Annotated in this window: 11 protein-coding genes, 1 pseudogene and 2 CRISPR repeat arrays; of the genes and pseudogenes, 8 read left to right on the top strand and 4 right to left on the bottom strand. The window is 72.6% G+C overall.

The window, feature by feature from the left end; genetic code table 11:
• Window positions 1-49: 49 nt before the first annotated feature.
• A CRISPR array of direct repeats spans window positions 50-3,190; the repeat unit is 28 nt; unit sequence GCAGTCCCCGCGCCAGCGGGGGTGACCC.
• A 76-nt stretch (window positions 3,191-3,266) separates the two neighbouring features.
• Window positions 3,267-5,128: a CRISPR direct-repeat array (repeat unit 28 nt; unit sequence GCAGTCCCCGCGCCAGCGGGGGTGACCC).
• 286 nt (window positions 5,129-5,414) lie between these two features.
• Together ABD208_RS20470 and ABD208_RS16340 are read right to left on the bottom strand one after the other, a co-directional pair.
• Window positions 5,415-5,510: pseudogene (locus ABD208_RS20470) on the bottom strand (MarR family transcriptional regulator); the annotation flags it as partial.
• Between the two features lie 264 nt (window positions 5,511-5,774).
• On the bottom strand, window positions 5,775-6,998 hold the full coding sequence (locus ABD208_RS16340) for a S8 family peptidase (RefSeq protein ID WP_344104934.1): 1,224 nt from the start codon (window positions 6,996-6,998) through the stop codon (window positions 5,775-5,777).
• Between the two features lie 152 nt (window positions 6,999-7,150).
• On the opposite strand from ABD208_RS16340, the gene ABD208_RS16335 reads away from it, so the two are divergent.
• Together ABD208_RS16335 and ABD208_RS16330 are read left to right on the top strand one after the other, a co-directional pair.
• Entirely contained in the window at window positions 7,151-8,812 is a 1,662-nt protein-coding gene (locus tag ABD208_RS16335) for an Rv2578c family radical SAM protein (RefSeq protein WP_425561120.1), read from the top strand.
• A 146-nt stretch (window positions 8,813-8,958) separates the two neighbouring features.
• Window positions 8,959-10,638 (top strand): discoidin domain-containing protein, encoded by a 1,680-nt coding sequence (locus ABD208_RS16330; RefSeq protein ID WP_344104930.1) that lies wholly within the window; start codon window positions 8,959-8,961, stop codon window positions 10,636-10,638.
• A 107-nt stretch (window positions 10,639-10,745) separates the two neighbouring features.
• Here the strand turns inward: ABD208_RS16330 and ABD208_RS16325 are convergent, their stop codons facing one another.
• A complete protein-coding gene (locus tag ABD208_RS16325; protein ID WP_344104928.1) occupies window positions 10,746-11,792 on the bottom strand; it encodes a LacI family DNA-binding transcriptional regulator in 1,047 nt (348 codons plus the stop codon).
• A gap of 305 nt (window positions 11,793-12,097) precedes the next feature.
• On the opposite strand from ABD208_RS16325, the gene ABD208_RS16320 reads away from it, so the two are divergent.
• Window positions 12,098-14,416, top strand: a complete 2,319-nt coding sequence (locus ABD208_RS16320; RefSeq protein WP_344104926.1) for a discoidin domain-containing protein — start codon at window positions 12,098-12,100, stop codon at window positions 14,414-14,416.
• Between the two features lie 140 nt (window positions 14,417-14,556).
• Entirely contained in the window at window positions 14,557-15,930 is a 1,374-nt protein-coding gene (locus ABD208_RS16315) for a DUF1996 domain-containing protein (protein ID WP_344104924.1), read from the top strand.
• On the opposite strand, the gene ABD208_RS16310 is transcribed toward ABD208_RS16315, so the two are convergent.
• Window positions 15,931-16,560 carry a TetR/AcrR family transcriptional regulator gene (locus ABD208_RS16310; RefSeq protein ID WP_344104921.1) on the bottom strand — a complete coding sequence of 210 codons (630 nt, stop codon included), beginning with the start codon at window positions 16,558-16,560 and terminating at the stop codon, window positions 15,931-15,933.
• A 254-nt stretch (window positions 16,561-16,814) separates the two neighbouring features.
• On the opposite strand from ABD208_RS16310, the gene ABD208_RS16305 reads away from it, so the two are divergent.
• From ABD208_RS16305 to ABD208_RS16290, 4 genes are all read left to right on the top strand, one after another.
• Window positions 16,815-18,503, top strand: coding sequence for an ABC transporter substrate-binding protein (locus ABD208_RS16305; RefSeq protein WP_344104919.1), 1,689 nt, complete (start codon window positions 16,815-16,817; stop codon window positions 18,501-18,503).
• A 93-nt stretch (window positions 18,504-18,596) separates the two neighbouring features.
• Window positions 18,597-19,454 carry an ABC transporter ATP-binding protein gene (locus tag ABD208_RS16300; RefSeq protein WP_344104917.1) on the top strand — a complete coding sequence of 286 codons (858 nt, stop codon included), beginning with the start codon at window positions 18,597-18,599 and terminating at the stop codon, window positions 19,452-19,454.
• Window positions 19,451-20,317, top strand: a complete 867-nt coding sequence (locus ABD208_RS16295) for an ABC transporter ATP-binding protein (protein WP_344104915.1) — start codon at window positions 19,451-19,453, stop codon at window positions 20,315-20,317. The genes ABD208_RS16300 and ABD208_RS16295 overlap by 4 nt, the downstream gene beginning before the upstream one ends.
• Window positions 20,314-21,297: an ABC transporter permease gene (locus ABD208_RS16290; protein WP_344104913.1), complete on the top strand. Its 984-nt coding sequence runs from the start codon at window positions 20,314-20,316 to the stop codon at window positions 21,295-21,297. Before ABD208_RS16295 ends, ABD208_RS16290 begins: the two co-directional genes overlap by 4 nt.
• The last annotated feature ends 1 nt before the right edge of the window (window position 21,298 follow it).

The raw sequence follows: 21,298 nt of genomic DNA, 5'->3' as shown, positions 1-21,298 counted from the left end.
CCAGCGGGGGTGACCCCCCGGCCACGTAGTCCCGGTAGGCGTTCACGGCGCAGTCCCCGCGCCAGCGGGGGTGACCCGATCGAGTCCGACGCGATGCAGGCCGCCGCCATGCAGTCCCCGCGCCAGCGGGGGTGACCCGCGCGCGGCGTTCTCCGCCTGACGGATCCAGTCGCAGTCCCCGCGCCAGCGGGGGTGACCCGTCCGGAAGAATGGACTCGACGTCATGCAACGGGCAGTCCCCGCGCCAGCGGGGGTGACCCCCTGAGTTTCAGCGCCCATCCCGACGACGAAGCGCAGTCCCCGCGCCAGCGGGGGTGACCCCGGCTTACCGCCGCACACGTCGAGGCGGATCATGCAGTCCTCGCGCCAGCGGGGGTGACCCGCCACCGCCGTTGACGTGCCAGGCCCCGATCACGCAGTCCCCGCGCCAGCGGGGGTGACCCGGGGGCAATTCGTCATACACCGACGCCGCGTAGGCAGTCCCTGCGCCAGCGGGGGTGACCCCAAGACCGCCGTTCCGTCCGGCGCGATCGAGACGCAGTCCCCGCGCCAGCGGGGGTGACCCCTCGGCCTCGACGGTCAGGCCCTCGTTCGTGAAGCAGTCCCCGCGCCAGCGGGGGTGACCCTCACGTGTGCCCATCCACTCGACCAGGTCCTCGGCAGTCCCCGCGCCAGCGGGGGTGACCCGAACTGCTGCTCGACCTCGGGGCCGCCGAGCGTGCAGTCCCCGCGCCAGCGGGGGTGACCCGGAAATCCCGCACATCGGACAGGAACGGGATGTGCAGTCCCCGCGCCAGCGGGGGTGACCCCCCGCCCGAACACCAGCCTTTCGGAATGCACGTGCAGTCCCCGCGCCAGCGGGGGTGACCCGATCGCGCTCGACCAGCTCGACGAGCTCCGCGAGCAGTCCCCGCGCCAGCGGGGGTGACCCCATGTCCGTGCTGACCTCACCGTGGGTGCGGACGCAGTCCCCGCGCCAGTGGGGGTGACCCCAGGCCCGTGTCCACGCCGCCGTTGACCATGTCGCAGTCCCCGCGCCAGCGGGGGTGACCCGTGTGGTGAACCTAATTAACGCTGGTCAGGGGTGCAGTCCCCGCGCCAGCGGGGGTGACCCGTCGGCCGACGCCGGTCGCATCCACGACCCCGCGCAGTCCCCGCGCCAGCGGGGGTGACCCGAACTCGGCCTCGTAGATCGAGCCGGTGCCGAAGCAGTCCCCGCGCCAGCGGGGGTGACCCGGCCGTCACGGCCGCCGCCCGAGCCGCCGTGAGGCAGTCCCCGCGCCAGCGGGGGTGACCCCGACACGCGCACGCCGAAAGCGACGCCGCGAGAGCAGTCCCCGCGCCAGCGGGGGTGACCCTCGACCTGACCAGCCCGGCCGCCGTCGCGTTCAGCAGTCCCCGCGCCAGCGGGGGTGACCCCATCCGCCTCGCCGTGCTCCCGCTCGGCGTCCCGCAGTCCCCGCGCCAGCGGGGGTGACCCCAGGTGCGTGACGATCACGAGCGGCACCGCGAGGCAGTCCCCGCGCCAGCGGGGGTGACCCCACAACCCCGGTTGTGTTCCCAACTTGGATTGTGCAGTCCCCGCGCCAGCGGGGGTGACCCGAAGCACGTGGACTCCGTGACGTTCACGCCGGCGCAGTCCCCGCGCCAGCGGGGGTGACCCCGCAGCGCGGCTCGCCTCCGGCCCGTCGATCATGCAGTCCCCGCGCCAGCGGGGGTGACCCCCCGATGAACGCCATGCTGCAGAGGGTCTCCTCGCAGTCCCCGCGCCAGCGGGGGTGACCCGCCGCGCTTCCCGTCCAGGCGCTTCGGGATGATGCAGTCCCCGCGCCAGCGGGGGTGACCCTCATGCCGGGCGAGGAGCCCGTGCAGGGTACGGGCAGTCCCCGCGCCAGCGGGGGTGACCCGGGGGCCGGCGATGACGACCAGGCCGCAGAGGAGCAGTCCCCGCGCCAGCGGGGGTGACCCGAACGCGGCCCGCACCAACCGGAACGCGAGCGGGCAGTCCCCGCGCCAGCGGGGGTGACCCCGCGGGCAGTGCGACCTGGGAGACCTCACGGATGCAGTCCCCGCGCCAGCGGGGGTGACCCGCCCGTTCGAGCTAGGCCAGACCGTGACATATCGCAGTCCCCGCGCCAGCGGGGGTGACCCGAGGGCGCCGGACCGAACCCCGACAAGTGGGAGGCAGTCCCCGCGCCAGCGGGGGTGACCCGACGGCCTCCGCAACGACCTGGAGGCATACCTCGCAGTCCCCGCGCCAGCGGGGGTGACCCGGCGCCCATCATCGCCGAGCTGTTCGGCCCGACGCAGTCCCCGCGCCAGCGGGGGTGACCCGACCATCACCGTGGCGCTCGCGGCCGGCTACCTGCAGTCCCCGCGCCAGCGGGGGTGACCCCTCGATCTGGCTGTTCCACTCGCCCGGCCCGTCGCAGTCCCCGCGCCAGCGGGGGTGACCCGAGCTGATGCGCCCACTCACCCACAGGTCACACGCAGTCCCCGCGCCAGCGGGGGTGACCCCCTCCAATCAAGTCCGGCACTCTGCCGCACAACGCAGTCCCCGCGCCAGCGGGGGTGACCCCACGCGCAAGGCCCTGTACGCCGTCCTCGTGGCGCAGTCCCCGCGCCAGCGGGGGTGACCCCGCGCCACCGGCGCCGTGCCCTACGTGCTCGCCGCAGTCCCCGCGCCAGCGGGGGTGACCCCCGAACATCGCACCGAAGCCGGTCGACAGCTCCGCAGTCCCCGTGCCAGCGGGGGTGACCCCGGCTGCCAGAACTTCGGCACGGCGTCGAGCAGGCAGTCCCCGCGCCAGCGGGGGTGACCCCGTGAACCTGCGCGCGATCATCGCGCACCTGCAGCAGTCCCCGCGCCAGCGGGGGTGACCCCTTCGTGCTGAACGTCATGCACCAGCCCGCGATGCAGTCCCCGCGCCAGCGGGGGTGACCCCTGCGTCGACGCGCCGAACGGGCCAGCGTTCCAGCAGTCCCCGCGCCAGCGGGGGTGACCCAGGCAGTCAGAGGCGCCCTCGTCAGGCGCACACGCAGTCCCCGCGCCAGCGGGGGTGACCCGCCGGCGAGCACCGCGACCAGCCGTCCCCCAGTTGGCAGTCCCCGCGCCAGCGGGGGTGACCCCGACCTCCTGCCCGACCCGCCGACGCAGGAGCAGCAGACCCCGCGCCAGCGGGGGTGACCCGGTGGCCCACGTCCGGTTCGGCGACGCGCCAGCGGGGGTGACCCCCACCTCATCCCGCGGTGGAAGAACGTCCCGCTGCAGTCCCCGCGCCAGCGGGGGTGACCCGTTGATCGGCCGCGCGGCCGCCGCGCGGATCTTGCAGTCCCCGCGCCAGCGGGGGTGACCCCCTGCTACGACCGCACCGGAGCCTCCGCGACATGCAAGTCCCCGCGCCAGCGGGGGTGACCCGCAGGCCATCGCGAACGTGCGTCGTGACGCCAAGCAGTCCCCGCGCCAGCGGGGGTGACCCCGGCGACCGCTCGGATCGTGCAGATGCTGGCCGGCAGTCCCCGCGCCAGCGGGGGTGACCCTCCACTCGAACACGATGAGGAACTACGAGAAGGGCAGTCCCCGCGCCAGCGGGGGTGACCCGTGACGTGACCCTCGATGCAGGCAACGCCCGGTGCAGTCCCCGCGCCAGCGGGGGTGACCCAACGGCTCGCGGGGGCGCGCGATCGGCTGAACGGCAGTCCCCGCGCCAGCGGGGGTGACCCCTCCAGGTCCTCGGGGATGCTCTCCGTGCCGTAGCAGTCCCCGCGCCAGCGGGGGCGACCCGAGGCCGAGCGCCCGGATCGCCGTGCTGCTCGAGCAGTCCCCGGGCCAGCGGGGGTGACCCCCGAAATCTTACGTTTCAATCACCCGAACTCTGGCATTCCCCGCGCCAGCGGGGGTGACCCCCCCCGTACCTGGCCCCGCGCCTGCCCATCGCGGGGCAGTCCCCGCGCCAGCGGGGGTGACCCGCGCGAGAAGGGCAAGGCGGAGATGGCTGTCGTGCAGTCCCCGCGCCAGCGGGGGTGACCCGGCGGTCCTCGGGCAGCTGAACACGCTGGCCGCGCAGTCCCCGCGCCAGCGGGGGTGACCCCTTGCCGACGAAGCGCTTGGTGGAAGCGCCGGCGCAGTCCCCGCGCCAGCCGGGGTGACCCCTGGTAGTTGTCCGTCCGCTCCTGGCGGCGGTTGCAGTTCCTGCGCCAGCGGGGGTGACCCGCTGGCCGCGCTGCTGCGCCGCCGGCCGACGCCGCAGTCCCCGCGCCAGCGGGGGTGACCCCCACACCACAGGGGCGCCTGCAGGGCGCCTCGGGCAGTCCCCGCGCCAGCGGGGGTGACCCCGCCTCGACTTGCGCGCGCGCGGCTCGCACCGCGCAGTCCCCGCGCCAGCGGGGGTGACCCCCGCGCCGGCCTCGTCACGGTCGAGTCCCAGCCGCAGTCCCCGCGCCAGCGGGGGTGACCCGGGACCGGCCGAGACGCCCGTACCCCTGAACCTGCAGTCCCCGCGCCAGCGGGGGTGACCCCGCGGCGGCCAGCTTCCCCACGGCAGGCCCGAAGCAGTCCCCGCGCCAGCGGGGGTGACCCGAACCTGATCCGGCCCGACACCGGAATCCCGGTGCAGTCCCCGCGCCAGCGGGGGTGACCCGCCCGACTCGCGCTTCCACGCCACCTTGTACGGGCAGTCCCCGCGCCAGCGGGGGTGACCCGCGGCTCAACGACGAGGGTGCGGAGGAGCTGGCGCAGCCCCCGCGCCAGCGGGGGTGACCCCACGATGGTGCTGGCGATCACGCGGGCGGGTAAGCAGTTCCCGCGCCAGCGGGGGTGACCCCACCCGCCGCGCCGTGCGGCAGAACGCCGCGCTGCAGTCCCCGCGCCAGCGGGGGTGGCCCCCCGTTCTTCGCCGCGGGGGCCTTCGGGCTCTCGCAGTCCCCGCGCCAGCGGGGGTGACCCGGAGGGCTTCATCCCCGTGGTGGTGCCGTACTCTCAGTCCCCGCGCCCGCGGGGGTGACCCGGGCAAGGTGCTCAACGAGCCGGCGCTCATTGCGCAGTTCCCGCGCTAGCGGGGGTGACCCCGGGTGCCGCGTCACGGTCACCGGGAACGGCGGGCAGTCCCCGCGCCAGCGGGGGTGACCCGAAGAAGACCAACATCCCGGGATCCTTCAGGTGGTGGTCCCGCGCCAGTAGTGTGTGGGCTTCGCGCGACCTGCGTGGCGCCGGCACCGCCGCGCCGCTGCGGGGGAGCCGGCGCCCAGCCTGGCCCCGTGCTGCGCCGCGCGATGAGCTGGTCGTGGGACCGGGCGCTGGCGATCGTGGCCTGGTAGAAGAGCTCCGGGTCGACGAGGTACCTGTCCCGCCGCCCGTCGATCCGTTCGCGCCTCACCAGCGTCTGCGACTCCAGGAACGCGATCGCCTTGGACACCGTCGCGGGGCTGACCTGGAGATGGCGCGTGAGCTCGGCGGCGGTGAGCGCGCCGTCGTCGGACAGGAAGAGGCAGGTCAGGACGCGGGAGCCCATCCGGTTCAAGCCCTGGGCCTGGAACACGCCGGAGAGCAGTTCCTCGTACTCGGCGAGGGCCGTGTCGTCGTGGTCCGGGGCCGACGCGGCCGCCGGCCGGGTCCGCCGTTGCGCAGTCCCCCGCGCGTCACGGTGGAGGCCGGCCGGTCGAGCCGCCGGGCGATACCGCCGGAACGCCGCAGGGCGGGACCGGGATGCGCACCCGGCCCCGCCCTGCACCGCCGCCCGGCGAACCCACCGCCGTCCGTCAGCCCCTCGGCCCGATCAGATCCCGCTCACGTTCAGCAGCACGTTCGGCGAACCCGCCCCGGCATCGGGGATCGCGTCCGCGACCCCGCCCTCCACCAGGGCGGACGCCACCTCGTCCGGCGTCGCCGCGGGGTTCGCCCCCAGCACCAGCGCCGCGGCCCCGGCGACGTGCGGGCTGGCCATCGAGGTCCCAGAGATCGTGTTCGTCGAGTCGTCCGAGTCGATCCACGTCGACGTGATGTCGGTACCCGGGGCGAAGATGTCCAGGCACTCGCCGAAGTTCGAGAACGACGACATGGTGTCCGTCTCCTCGGTGGCGCCCACCGTCAGCGCCGTCGGCTCACTCGCCGGCGACGTGTTGCACGCGTCCTGCGACTCGTTCCCCGCGGCCACGGCGAACGGCACGCCGTCCGCGACGGCGGCCGCGACGGCGTCGTTCAGCGCCTGCGAGAACCCGCCGCCGAGCGACATGTTCGCCACGGCCGGCTCGCCCGCGTCGTGGTCCGTCGCGACGAACTCGATGCCCTCGATGACGCCGGCGTTGGTGCCGCCACCCTCGCAGTCGAGCACCCGCACGGCCACGATCGTGGCGGCCTTGGCCACCCCGTGCTCGGTCCCGCCCACGGTCCCGGCCACATGCGTGCCGTGGCCGTTGCAGTCGGTCGCGTCGTCGTCGCCGTCGACGGCGTCGAGACCGCTGACGGCGCGGCCGCCGAAGTCGCTGTGCGAGGTCAGGACGCCCGTGTCGACGATGTACGCGGTCACGCCCTCGCCGGCGCTCGGGTACGTGTAGGACTCGTCGAGGGGGAGCGCGTCCTGGTCCAGCCGGTCCAGCCCCCACGACGGCGTGGGCGACTGCGTCTCCGAGATCGAGACCTCGGCGTTCTGCTCGACGTACGCGACCGACGGGTCGGCGGCCAGCTCCAGCGCCTCCGCCTCCGAGATGCGCGCCTCGAACCCGTTGACGACCTTCGAGTACGTCGACTCGACAGTGCCGCCGAACTTCTTCGCCAGGCCCTTGGCCGTCGTGCTCACCTCGGTGGTCGCCATGGTGCCGTCCTTGAGCACCACGATGTACGAGTCCTTCACGGCGCCCGGCGCGCCGGCCCCGACGATCTTGCCCTCCGGCGCCGCGATCTGCGACGTGACGGCGTTCGCCGCGACGGCCGTGGCGCCGGTCAGTGCGAGACCTGCGACGACGGCGGTGATCCGCCGCGCGTTCTTCTTGCGGTCAGCCATTCTTCCTCCAGGAGAAGACGACGCCCGGTGGCGCCCGGGCCCCGATGGTCAGGGCCGGTCGGCCGGGCTCTGGGTGGTCTCCCGAAGCCTAGGGGGTGAATTTCAGAATTGGCCCACATCTCCGTATATCAGTTTTCCATCTTGCCGGACGTATGGCCGCCGCGCCCGCCCGCACGCTGCAAGGTTGCACATCCCATGGAACGCGTGTTCGAATGGTTGCCATGCGATGGGCAGGCCAGCAACTCAGCACCGACGACGGCGCCCTGCCGGGCCTCGAACTGCCCGCCCTGCGCCTCTCCGGCCTGGTGCGCACGATCCGCGGCCCCGAGTTCGACGGCGTGACCTTCCACGAGGTGCTCGCCAAGAGCGCCCTCTCCAAGGTCCCGGCCGCCTCCCGGATGCCGTTCCGCTGGACGGTCAACCCCTACCGCGGCTGCAGTCATGCGTGCCGCTACTGCCTGGACGTCTCGACGCCGGTCCTCCTGGGCGACGGCGGCAGCCGCGCCATCGGCGACCTCGTCGAGGGCGACCGCGTCGTCGGTACGCTGCCCGACGGCGACCGCCGGGTCCTTGTGGAGACCGACGTGCGCGCGGCCTGGCGCACGTCGAAGCGCGCCTACCGCGTCACGCTGTCCGACGGGCGCGAGCTGATCGCCAGTGGCGACCACCGCTTCCTCACGGACGGCGGGTGGCGGTACGTGGCCCACGCTCCGGCGTGCGCGCCCTCACCGGGCGTCGTGCTCCGGCCCGGGGACGGGCTGGTGGGCATCGGCGGGAACCCCGACGCCGTCGGCCGGCTGGCGCGGACGTCGCCCGGTTCCGCCGTCGTCGCCGTCGAGGATCTGGGCCACGAGCGCGAGATGGCCGACATCACCACGGGTACGGGCGACTTCGTCGCCGGCGGCGTCGTCAGCCACAACTGCTACGCCCGTGGCTCCCACGAGTTCCTGGACCTCGACGCGGGCGCGGACTTCGACTCGCAGGTGGTCGTCAAGGTGAACGTGGACCAGGTGCTGCGGGCCGAGCTCGCCAGACCGTCCTGGAGCCGGGAGTCCGTGGCGCTCGGCACCAACACCGACCCGTACCAGCGCGCCGAGGGTCGCTACCGGCTCATGCCCGGGATCATCTCGGCGCTGGCGGATTCCGGGACCCCGTTCTCGATCCTCACCAAGGGCACGCTGCTGCGCCGCGACCTGCCGCTGCTCGCCGCCGCCGCGACCAAGGTCGACGTCGGCCTCGGCGTCTCGCTCGCCTTCGCCGACGAGGACCTGCAGCAACGCGTCGAACCCGGGACGCCGACGCCGCGTGCCCGGCTCGCGCTGATCCGCGCGGTCCGCGAGGCCGGGCTGCCGTGCGGCGTCATGGTCGCCCCGGTGCTGCCGTGGCTGACGGATTCCCGCGACCACCTCTCCCGCCTCCTTGACGCGATCGCCGAGGCGGGCGCCACCGGCGCCACCGTGCTGCCCCTCCACCTGCGCCCGGGTGCCCGCGAGTGGTACCTGGCCTGGCTCCGCCGCGAGTTCCCGCAGCACGCCGCCGGCTACGGCCGCGTCTTCCGCGACCGCTCCTACGTCCATCGCCGCTACCAGGAATGGCTCCGGGAGCGCGCCGAACCGCTCCTGCGGGAGCGCGGCCTGACCCGCGCCGGGTTCCGCTTCGACGGCGGCGAGCCGGACACCCCGGAGCAGGCCGGCGGTAGGCAGGCCGGCGCAGCTCTCGACGAGGAAGGTGCCTACCCCGAGGGCGCGATGCCGCAGGTCACGTCGCGGCCCGAGGAGCCCCGCGCCGTCGTCGGCCGGCAGCCGATGTTCTGAACGGCCTGCGGCCGTTGCCCCCTTCCGGTGACGGACCTCCCGGGCGTAACATGCTGACTTACTGGTCAGTCAGCAAAGTGAACCGCCGACTGCGAGAGCGCGCCGTGCGCGCGTACCATCCACACCGACGTCCGAAGGAGTACGTCATGCGGCGAACATCTCGCCTGCTCGCGGCCGCGACAGCGGCAGCCGCCCTCGTCACGGGGGCACTCATCGCCACACCCGCACAAGCCGCACCCACCCCGCTCTCGCAGGGCAAGCCGGTCACCACGTCCAGCAGTGAGTTCGACTGGAGCAACGGCACCCGGGCGGTCGACGGGGACCCCGGCACGCGCTGGTCCAGCGGCTGGGCCGACGACCAGTGGATCTCCGTCGACCTCGGCAGCGTGCAGCAGATCGGCGGCGTCACCCTCGACTGGGAGGCCGCGTACGCCTCCGGCTACCGCATCGAGGTGTCCGACGACGGCGCCGCGTGGTCCACCGTCTACTCCACCACCAGTTCCACGGGCGGGGACGAGAACCTGGCCGTCACCGGCACGGGCCGGCACGTCCGCCTGACGGCGACCCAGCGCGCCACGCAGTACGGCGTCTCGCTGTGGGAGTTCCAGGTGTTCGGCACCACCGTGACGCCGCCCACCGGCGACGGCACGCTGCTCTCCTACAAGAAGCCGGCCACGTCCTCCACCCAGCAGCACGACGGCAACTGCTGGGAGTGCGGCCCGGACAAGGCGTTCGACCTGGACCCGGCCAGCCGCTGGGCCACCAGCCCGGACACCGGCTGGACCGACAACGGCTGGATCGCAGTCGACCTCGGTGCCACCGCCCACATCACCTCCGTGGTGCTGCAGTGGGACCCGGCCTACGCCACCGGCTACGACCTCCAGGTCTCGGACAACGGCTCCACCTGGCGCACGGTCCACAGCACCACGACCGGCAAGGGTTTCAAGGAGACCGTCCCGCTCGACGCCGACGGCCGCCACGTGCGGCTCCAGCTGAACAAGCGCTCCGGCGCCTACGGCTACTCGCTGTGGGAGTTCCAGGTGTACGGCACGGGCGGGGCGCCCACGGCACCGCCCGCCGAGCCCGCGGACCCGGACTTCGACAACCTGCGCCTCGTCTGGAGCGACGAGTTCAACGGCGCCGCCAACACCCCGGCGGACACCGCGAAGTGGAAGATCGACGCCGGCGTCCCGCAGAACGGCGAGGAGCAGTACTACACGCCGTCGGGCAACGGCTTCCATGACGGCAACGGCAACTTCGTGCTGGAGGCCCGCAAGCAGACCTACGAGGGCCGCACCTACACCTCGCACCGCATGAACACCGCCGGGAAGTTCCACGCGCAGTACGGCCGGTTCGAGGCGCGCGTCAAGGTGCCGGAGGGCCGCGGCCTGTGGCCGGCGTTCTGGATGATGGGGACCGACTTCCTCGAGGGGCGGCCGTGGCCGTACAACGGCGAGGTCGACATCATGGAGTTCATCGGCCAGGACCCGACCCACTCGTTCTCGACGCTGCACGCCCCGGCGTACAACGGCGCGGGCGGCTACGGCGGCTCCTACACCCTGCCCGACGGCTCGAAGCTCTCGGCCGGTTTCCACACCTGGGCCGCCGAGTGGGACAGCAAGGGGATCCGCTACTTCCTCGACGACCGTGAGGTCTTCTACGCCGAGAAGTCGGTGGTGGAGTCCACCCGCGGCCCGTGGATCTACGACCACGAGTTCTACCTGATCCTCAACCTGGCCGTCGGCGGCGCCTGGCCGGGCCCGCCGGACGCGAGCACCCCGTTCCCGTCCCGCTACGTGGTCGACTACGTCCGCGTCTACCAGTAACGGGCATTCCCACCCGGCGTCCGCGACAACCGGAAGGCAGATTTCGCGGATCAGGCAGAAACCGCGGATGAGAGCGTGATCTCCCGCGGTTTCCGCCTGATCCGCGATCAGGTGGAGTCGCGGATCACCAGGGTCGGTTCGACGATCACCGAGCGGGGCGGGCCGGCCGGGTGTTCGATGCGGTCCACCAGGAGGCCGACCATCGTCTCCGCCATGTCCTCGGCCGGCTGGCGGATCGTGGTCAGGTGCGGGCGGGTCTGCGTGGCCACCGGGCTGTCGTCGAAGCCGACGACGGCGACGTCCTCCGGGACGCGGCGGCCCAGCGTGCGCAGCACGTGGAGGGCGCCCTGGGCCATGAGGTCGTTGCCCGCGAAGACGGCGTCGACGCCGGGGGACCGGTCCAGCAGTTCCGCCGTGGCGCTCTCGCCGCCCGCGAAGGTGAAGTCGGCGGCCGCGGACGGGACGTAGGCGTGGCCGCGGCGCGCCGCGAGGTCGCGGAAGCCCTCGGCGCGGTCGCGGGCGGCGGGGACGTCGAGCGGGCCGGTGATCATGCCCGGTGCCGTGCGGCCGCGGCCGAGCAGGTGCTCCGCGGCCAGGCGGGCGCCGTCGGCGTTGGCGAGGTCCACGAAGCTGACCGGGACCGGCCGGGCGGGGCGGGAGAACATCACCACCGGGCGGCCGGCTTCGGCGAGGCGGCCGGGGAGCGGGTCGTCGCCGTGCGTGGAGACCAGCAGCGTGCCGTCCACGTTGCCCAGGCGCAGATATGTTACCGCCTGGTCCGCGGCCTCCGGGGTGTCCGCGAACAGCAGTACCGGGTGCACGTCGTGCCGCCGTAGCGACCGCACGAACCCGCCGACGACGCGCCCGAAGAACGGGTCCGAGAGCAGGCGCGAGGGCTCGGCCTCCTCGCCGGGCGCCGCGGCGGAACCGGACACGACGACGGCCGCCATCCCGGTCCGGCGGGTCACCAGCGAACGGGCCGCGCGGTTGGGGACGTAGCCGGTCTCGGCCACGGCCGCGAGCACGGTCTCCTGCACCGCGGGCGCGACCTTGCGCTTGCCGTTGACGACCCGGGAGACGGTCGCCCGCGAGACGCCCGCCACCCGGGCGACGTCCTCCAGCGTGGGCGCCGACCGCCGCAGATCCTCCGTCACGCCACGACCCTAACAGGGTAAGAGCGTTTGCCCAATGATCCGCGATCTGGTTACCGGGCGGAAAGTTTCTTGACTATCCCTCGGCCTCGCTTGAGCAGGTAACCCGATCAAAGCATTCGATACGACATCCCGCCAGGGCGAAACCACTCTTGACGAGCGGCTCAGCACGGGTAAAGACTCGGCCTCGGTAAGAGCGCTCTCCCAGTTTCACCCGCCCGGACCCGATCGTGAGGCCGGGCCGGGTGGCGGCTCGACGACGAACCACCGCCCCGCAGCGACGCGGGGCCGAAGGAGACGGAGCAACCATGACCATCCAACGCGCCGGCGCCCGCGCCGGTCGTACCGGGGCCGACGCCGCCCGCGCCGGCCATGCCGGCCACCCCGCCCGCGCCGGCCGCGCCGCCCGCACCCGATCGCGGGCCCGCCTGCTCGCCGCCGGCATGACGGCCCTGATCACGGCCGCGTTCCTGACCCCCGCCGGCCCGGCCCAGGCCGCGCCCGAGCTGTTGTCCCAGGGCAGGCCCGCCGTGGCGTCGTCGGAGGAGAACCCCGACTACACGCCCGCCCGCAACGCCGTCGACGGTGATCCCGGCACCCGCTGGTCCAGCCAGTTCGGCGACCCGCAGTGGCTGCGCGTCGACCTCGGCCAGGTCGTCACCCTGGACCGTGTGGAGCTGGCGTGGGAGGCGGCGTACTCGTCGTCGTACACGATCCAGGCGTCCGACGACGGCACCACCTGGCGCACCCTCGCGGAGACCACGACGGGTGACGGCGGCAGCGACGTCGTCCCCCTCCAGGGGACCGGCCGCTACGTGCGGCTGCACTCGACGAAGCGGGCCACCGGCTACGGCGTCTCCCTGTGGGAGCTGCGGGTCTTCGGCACGCCCGGCGGCACGGGCACCCCGGACCCGGATCCCACGCCGACCGGCCCCGGTGACGACTTCGTCGACCCCGGCCACCCGAACGTCCCCGTCAAGGACTCCGGCCCGAGCACGGTCGAGGTCACGGGCGCGAACGGCGACTGGGACCTCACGGTCGACGGCAGGCCCTACACCGTGCGCGGCTTCACCTGGGGCCCGGCGTTCACCAGCGCGAACCACTACCTGCCCGCGCTCACCGCGATGAACGCGAACACCATCCGCACGTGGGGCACCGGCGCCGACACCCGGACCCTTCTCGACGCCGCGGCCGCCCACGACGTCCGCGTCATGATGGGCTTCTGGCTGCTCCCCGGCGGCGGTCCCGGCTCGGGCGGCTGCATCGACTACCGCACCGACACCACCTACAAGAACACCACCAAGGCCGACGTCCTGCGCTGGGTCGACGAGTACAAGAACCACCCGGGCGTCCTGATGTGGAACATCGGCAACGAGTCGCTGCTCGGCCTGCAGAACTGCTACTCCGGCACGGACCTGGAGCAGATCCGCGACGCGTACGCGGCGTTCGTGAACGAGGTCAGCGTCGCCGTCCACGCCGCGGACCCGAACCACCCCACCACCAGCACCGACGCCTGGGTCGGCGCCTGGCCGTACCTCGAGCGGAACGCCCCGGACCTCGACCTGCTGTCGGTCAACGCCTACGGCGACCTGTGCAACGTCCCGGACGCCTGGCGCACCGGCGGCTACGACCGCCCCTACCTCATCACCGAGGGCGGCGCGGCCGGCGAGTGGGAGGTCCCGGACGACGCCAACGGCGTCCCGGACGAGCCCACCGACCTGGAGAAGGCCCGGGCCTACGTCGAGTCCTGGCGCTGCCTGCGCGAGCACGACGGCGTCGCGCTCGGGGCCACGTTCTTCCACTTCGGCATCGAGGGCGACTTCGGCGGCGTCTGGTTCAACGTCATTCCCGGCGACAACAAGCGCCTGGGCTACTACTCCATCGCGCGCACCTGGGGCGTGGACACGGACGCGCTCAACACGCCGCCGGAGATCACCGCGATGGAGGTCGAGGGCGCGACGTCGGTCGCGGCGGGCTCCGAGTTCACCGTGCGGACCACCATGACCGACCCCGACGGCGACCCGATCACGCCCGTCGTCATGCTGAACAGCAAGTACGTCAACAATTCCGGCGGCATCGCCGCCGCCCAGTTCACCGAGGTCTCGCCCGGCACGTTCCGGGTCGAGGCCCCGGACGCGCTCGGCGTCTGGAAGGTCTACGTGTTCGCCGAGGACGGCCGGGGCAACGTGGGCGTCGAGACCCGCTCGTTCCGCGTCGTGGCCCCCGCCGTCGACGGCGTCAACATCGCCCGCGGGGCCACCGCGACGGCGTCGTCGTTCGACCCCTACAACGGCAACTTCACGCCCGGCCAGGCCGTCGACGGCGACACGGGCACCCGCTGGGCGAGCGAGTGGGGCCCGACGGCGTGGTACCGCGTCGACCTCGGCTCGCGCCAGTCGTTCCAGCACCTGCAGCTCGTGTGGGAGGCCGCGTACGGGAAGTCGTACGAGGTGCAGGTGTCCGACGACGGCGCCGCGTGGACCACGATCCGCACGGTGACCGGCGGCAACGGCGGGGTGGACGACCTCGCCGTCTCGGGGACGGGCCGCTACGTGCGGCTCAACCTCACCGAGCGGGGCACCGACTGGGGCTACTCGCTCTTCGAGCTCGGCGTCTACCGGCGCTGAGGACCGGTCCCGGCGGGCCGGGCCGCGACCCGGCCCGCCGGGACCTTCCACCGCAGGAACAGTTCGCCGCGACGACGCATGAACCCGCGGGACCTTCCCGCGAGGAACCTTCCCTGCAACGACGCAACGAAGGAGCAGCCATGAGAACCAAGGAAAGAACCGTCCGCACCCTGCTCGGCGGCCTGGCCGCCGGCACCCTGATCGCCGCGAGCGCCCTGACCGTCGCCGCCCAGGGCGCCTCGGCCGCGCCCGGCACCCTGCTGTCGCAGGGCGCCCTGACGTCCGCGTCCAGCTCCGAGGCGGCGAGCCTCGGGCCGCGGTTCGCCGTCGACGGCGACCGCGCGACGCGGTGGGCGAGCAACGCGTCCGACGCCGAGTGGATCCGGGTGGATCTCGGCGCGTCGTACCCGCTGGACCGGATCGAGCTGGACTGGGAGGCGGCGTACGGGTCGGCGTTCGCGCTGCAGGTGTCGGCCGACGGGTCGAACTGGACCACGGTCGGGGACGTGACGGGCGGGACCGGCGGCGACCAGTCGTTCGCGGTCTCCGCGACGGGCCGCTACGTCCAGCTCGTGGGGAGGGACCGCGGCACGCAGTACGGCTACTCGCTGTGGGAGTTCCAGGTGTTCGGGGACGGGACGGCGGCGCAGCCCACCCCGGCGCCGTCGTACCCGGACGACGAGGTGACGCACCACGAGTTCCAGGCGAACTGCACGTTCTCGCACTTCCGGCCCGACGACCCGATCGTCTTCCCGGGGCAGGCGGGGGCGTCGCACCTGCACACGTTCATCGGCAACCGGTCGACGGACGCGAGCTCCACGCCGGGGAGCCTGCTGGCGAACCCGGCCACGACGTGCACGGTGCCGCAGGACAAATCGGCGTACTGGTATCCCGCGCTGCTGAAGGACGGGCAGCCGGTGGCGCCGGACATCCCGATGACCGTGTACTACAAGTCGGGGATCGAGGACTACCGGAAGGTGAAGCCGTTCCCGGCGGGGCTGCAGTTCGTGGCGGGGGACATGAACGCGACCGTGGACCAGTTCCGGACGGCGCCCGGCGCGGTGGAGGGCTGGGAGTGCGGCGACATCTCCAAGAGCTGGGAGATCCCGGCGTACTGCGCGCCGGGGACGCAGCTCAACCTGCGGTACCAGGCGCCGAGCTGCTGGGACGGGACGCACCTGACCCCGGGCGAGTCGGCGCACCACGGGATGGGCCCGCACATGGCCTACCCGGTGGCTGGGCAGTGCCCGATGAGCCATCCCGTGGCGGTGCCGATGCTGGAGTTCAAGATCGCGTGGCCGGTCTCGGGTGACATGTCGGGGGTGCGGCTGGCCTCCGGTTCGGACCAGTCGTGGCACTACGACTTCGTCAACGCCTGGGACCCGGAGGTGCTGCGGCGCCTGGTGGAGCACTGCATCAACGGCGGCCTGCAGTGCGACCCGCGTGGTTACGACCTCTACAAGCCGCACCGCGGCACGGTGCTGGACGAGGACTACGAGCTCGTCGATCCCTGATCAGAGGACCTCGCGGGGGTCCAGGACCTGAGCCATGATCGCCTCGATGGCGAAGGCGCTGGCCTCCGCGAGGTCCACCTTCTCGGGCTCCAGGAGCCACTGGACCTGCAGGCCGTCCATGACGGCCAGGATCGACGCCGCGGCGCGGTCCACGGTCTCGGGCGCGTCGATGCCGCGCTCCTCGCACACCAGGCGGAACGCGTCGCCGGCCTCGCGGCGCAGGGTGCGGTAGCGGTCGACGAAGAAGTCGCGGGCGGGGTGGCCCTCGGTGACGGACTCGGCCGACAGCACCACGTACGCCTGCACGAGCCCGGCGCGCTGCGCGTTGAGCAGGGCCGTCTTGACCAGGTGCCGGAACAGGTCGATCCCGTCCGGGATGTGCTGGCCCTCCAGGTCCTTGACGTCGCTCTCGTCGCGGTACCGCAGCACCTCCAGCAGGAGCTGGTCCTTGGAGCCGAAGTGGTGCAGCACGCCGGCGTGGGTCATCCCCACCTGGTCGGCGATCTCCGTCAGGGGTCCCTTGTGGTAGCCGCGGGTCCCGAAGGTCGCCATGGCGGCCTTCAGGATGCGCTCGCGGCGCGCGAGGGTCTCCGGGCGGGGCCGCCGCGGGGGTCGTGTCGTCGAGTTCATCTGGGGTTCTTCCACACCTTTGTGCTGCGTCATCGTCTTCGCCGTCGTCGTCGTGAGGACGTCGTCGGCAGGGCCGCGGTCATCTTCGCCGTGGCCGACGTCGTCGCGAGTCGAGTGTAAGCGTTTTCGCAATGGTCACGATCGGGAAACGTCGGTCCCCAGGGTATCCGGAGTTACTTACTGTGTAGTAAGTTCTGACCACTCGGATCGAACCGAGCACCCAGACACCACACTCGAAGACGAGGAGTTGGACCGTGACACCGACGTCCCACCTGAGGCGCATCGCCTCGCGTTCCGTCGCGGCGGCCGCCGCGACCCTGGCCGCAGCCCTGCTGCTCAGTTCCTGTGCCGGCGGTGCGTCCGGTGCGGACGAGACCGCCGCAGCGGGCGACGGCTCCCTCACGATCGCCAAGCCCGACGGCGCGATCACCACCGAGTCCAACAACCCGTGGGTCGGCGACTCCTCCGCGCTCAAGCTCGGCTACATCAACACCATCCTCGAGCCGCTCGCGTTCGTGAACATGGTCGACCCCACCGACGAGGTCACCCCCTGGCTCGCCGAGGAGCTGGAGTGGAACGAGGACTACACCGCGATCACCGTGACGGCCCGTGAGGGCGTCACCTGGAACGACGGCGAGGAGTTCGGCGCCGACGACATCGCCTTCACGTTCAACCTGCTCAAGGACACCCCGGAGCTCGACATCGCGGCGCTCGGCGTCAAGGACGTCCAGCAGGACGGCGCGCAGGTCACCGTCGAGTTCGCCGGCCCCATGTACGCCAAGCAGGACAAGGTGCTGCACCGCCACATCGTGCCCGAGCACGTGTGGGCGGACGTCGAGGACCCGACGACCTTCGAGAACCCCGAGCCCGTGGGCACCGGCCCGTACACGCTGACGGAGTTCACCACGCAGTCGGTCGAGCTGACCGCCCGCGACGACTACTGGGGCGGCGAGCTCGCCGTGCCCACGCTCTACTACGTCTCCTACAACGACAACACCGCCCTGACCACGGCCCTGGCCAACGGCGAGGCCGACTGGGCGCAGGCGTTCATCCCGAACGTGCAGTCCGCGTACGTCGACAAGGACCCGGAGAACGTCTACTGGGCGGCGACGGGCCTCGGCATCGACGCCATGTTCGTCAACACGGAGACCAAGCCGTTCGACGACGTCGCGTTCCGCCGGGCGATGAACCTGGTCGTCGACCGTGCCAAGCACGCGGAGATCGCCCGCGAGGGCGGCGTCTCGCCGCTGACGTCCGTGACGGGCCTGCCCAGCCCGGCCGGCGACGGCTTCGTGGCCGAGGAGTTCGCGGGCCAGTCGTACACGGTGGACGTCGATGCCGCCACGGCGCTCCTGGAGGAGGCCGGCTACACCGGCGTCGGCGACAAGCTCGTCGACCCCGACGGCGAGCCCGTCACGTTCCAGCTCAGCGTCCCGCAGGGCTGGAGCGACTACGTGACCGGCATCAGCCTCATCGCCGACGCCGCCAAGCTGCTCGGCGCCGAGGCCACCGTCGACACCCCCGACGCCGACTCCTGGTGGGCGGCCAAGACCGAGGGCGACTTCCAGGCGATCCTGCACTGGACGGACACCGGCGCCACGCCGTACGACCTGTACAGCGACACGATGGACGGCCGCTGGCTGAAGCCGATCGGCAAGCCCGCCGACTTCAACTTCGGCCGCTTCGACAGCCCGGACGCCACCACGGCGCTCGACGAGTACCTCACGGCCACCGACGACGCCGCCCGTGCCGAGGCCCTGGCCGAGGTGCAGCGGATCTTCGTGGACGAGGTCCCCGTCATGCCGATCGGCAACCGCCCCTTCATCGGCGAGTACAACACCCGCCAGTACACGGGCTGGCCCGGCGAGGACGACCCGTACACCAACCCGGACCCCACCCAGCCCTCGGCGGTCCTCATCCTCACCTCCCTCGAGGCCAAGTAGTAACCACCCCCGCGAGGTAGGGCCTTCGCAAGGCCCTACCTCGCCTCCCGGGGCCCCGGCCTCAACAACGATGAACGAGACAGGAGGACGCGCGTGAACCGCGATCCCGTGCTGACGCTCGAAGGGCTCAGCGTGACCTACGACGTCGACCCGCCGGTCGAGGCCGTGCGCGACGTGTCGCTGACCGTCGGCCGGGGCGAGGTGCTCGGCCTCGCCGGGGAGTCCGGCTGCGGCAAGTCGACCCTGGCCTATGCCGTCCAGCGGCTGCTCAAGCCGCCCGCCGAGATCACCGGCGGCCGGGTCGTGCTGCACGGCGCGGGGGACGACGGCGCCCGCGGCTCCGACGTCGAGCTGACCACCCTGCCCGCCGCCGAGATGGACCGGCTGCGGTGGGACCAGATCGCGATGGTGTTCCAGGGGGCGATGAACTCGCTCAATCCCGTGCTGACCATCGGGGCGCAGCTCGCCGACGTGTTCGCGCGGCACCGGCCGTCCATGCGGCGGGCCGAGCGCACCGCGCGGTGCGGGGAACTGCTCGACATGGTGGGCGTCGGGGCGGAGCGGCTCAAGTCGTTCCCGCACGAGCTGTCCGGCGGGATGCGCCAGCGCGTCATGATCGCGATGGCGCTGGCCCTGCGGCCGCGGCTGCTGATCATGGACGAGCCGACCACGGCGCTGGACGTGCTGGTGCAGCGGGAGATCCTGCAGGAGATCTCGGCGCTGCGCCAGGAGCTCGGGTTCTCCGTCGTGTTCATCACGCACGACCTGCCGCTGCTGCTGGAGATCTCCGACCGGATCGCCGTGATGAAGGCGGGGCAGGTCGTGGAGATCTCGGCGGCGTCGGACCTCTACCACGACCCGCAGCACGAGTACACGAAGCGCCTGCTGGGCTCCTTCCCGAGCCTGACCGGCGAACGCGGCGACTTCGTCCGGAAGGGGGCGCACGTATGACCACCCTCGAACTGCGCGGGCTGACCAAGCGGTACCGCGTGCGCGGCTCCGGCCACATGCTCGCCCTCGACGACGTCGACCTGTCGATCACGTCCGGCCGCACCGTGGCGCTCGTGGGCCAGTCCGGCTCCGGCAAGTCCACGATCGCGAAGATCATCACGCAGCTGGAGCGCGAGTCCTCCGGCCAGGTGCTGCTCGACGGCACGCCGATCCCGCGCCGCGGCGCGGGCCTGCGGAAGTACCGGCAGCAGGTGCGGATGGTGTTCCAGGACCCGTTCGCCTCGCTCAACCCTTACCACACGGTGCGGCACCACATCGCGCGGCCGCTGCTGCTCGATCACGTCGTGCCGCGCGACGACGTCGAGGCCGAGGTAGGGCGCCTGCTGGAGAAGGTGCGGCTCGACCCGGACCTGGCCGCCCGCCGCCCGCACGAGCTGTCCGGCGGGCAGCGTCAGCGCGTCGCCATCGCCCGGGCGCTCGCCTCGCGCCCCGCCCTGCTGGTCGCCGACGAGCCCGTCTCGATGCTCGACGTGTCGATCCGCCTCGGCGTGCTCAACCTGCTCGCGGACCTGCAGGAGGCCGACGGCCTCGGCGTCCTGTACATCACGCACGACCTGGCCACGGCCCGCCACTTCAGCGACGAGATCGTGGTGCTGCACCGCGGCGTCGTCGTCGAACGCGGACCTGCCGACGACGTCATCCTCGATCCGCAGCACGAGTACACGCGTGCGCTGCGGGACGCCTCACCCGACCCGGAACGCCACTTCGGCGGCGGGGCGCCCGTCAGCACGTCCGGCGTCCGCCCGACGCCCGAGACGAACGGCGTCCCCTCGACGCCCGAGAAGAAGGAGCGCCGTTCATGAGACTCCTCCTGCAGCGCGCCGCCTTCTACCTGTTCACGGCCTGGGCGGCGATCACCATCAACTTCTTCCTGCCGCGGATGCTCAAGGGCGACCCCGTCAGCGCCTACCTGCAGAAGCACCAGGGCGAGATCAGCCCCGAGGCGGCCGCGGCGCTGCGGACGCTGTTCGGGCTGGACACGAACAAGTCCCTCGCCGAGCAGTATTTCGACTACTGGGGGCTGCTGTTCTCCGGCGACCTCGGGCGCTCGTTCTCGCACGGGCTGGCGCCCGTGGCCGACGTGATCGCCACCGCCCTGCCGTGGACCGTCGGGCTCGTGGGCATCGCCACGGTGCTCAGCTTCCTGATCGGGACCACGCTCGGCACGCTGGTCGGCTGGTTCCGCGGGGGAGCGGGCGACGTCGTCGTCCCCGTGGCGACCTTCTTCTCCGCCGTGCCCTACTTCTGGATGGGGCTCATCGCGATCGCGGTCTTCGCGACCGGGCTGGGCTGGTTCCCGGCGTCGCACGCCTACGGCAAGGGCACGACCCCCGCGTTCAGCGCGGAGTTCATCGGCGAGGTGATCGCCCACGGCACCCTGCCGGCCCTGACCGTCGTGCTCGCGTCGCTCGGCGGCTGGGTGCTCGGCATGCGGAACATGATGATCACCGTCCTGGACGAGGACTACGTGACCGTCGCGCAGGCCAAGGGCCTGAGCCGGCGGCGGGTCGTGTTCGCCTACGCGGCGCGCAACGCCGTGCTGCCGCAGCTGTCCAGCTTCGCCCTGGCGCTCGGGTTCATCGTGGGCGGCACGCTCGTCATGGAGCTCGTGTTCTCCTACCCCGGCGTCGGCAAGCTGCTGCTGGACGCCACCACCGCCAAGGACTACCCGCTCATGCAGGGGCTGTTCCTGGTCATCACGCTGACCGTGCTCGTCGCCAACCTCCTGGCCGACGTCGCCTACGCCGCACTCGACCCGCGCACCCGGCAGGGGGAGGCCTGAG

Source organism: Myceligenerans crystallogenes, from assembly GCF_039529775.1.
In the GTDB taxonomy this organism is placed as follows: domain Bacteria; phylum Actinomycetota; class Actinomycetes; order Actinomycetales; family Cellulomonadaceae; genus Myceligenerans; species Myceligenerans crystallogenes.
This window is presented reverse-complemented; position numbering and strand designations above follow the sequence as displayed.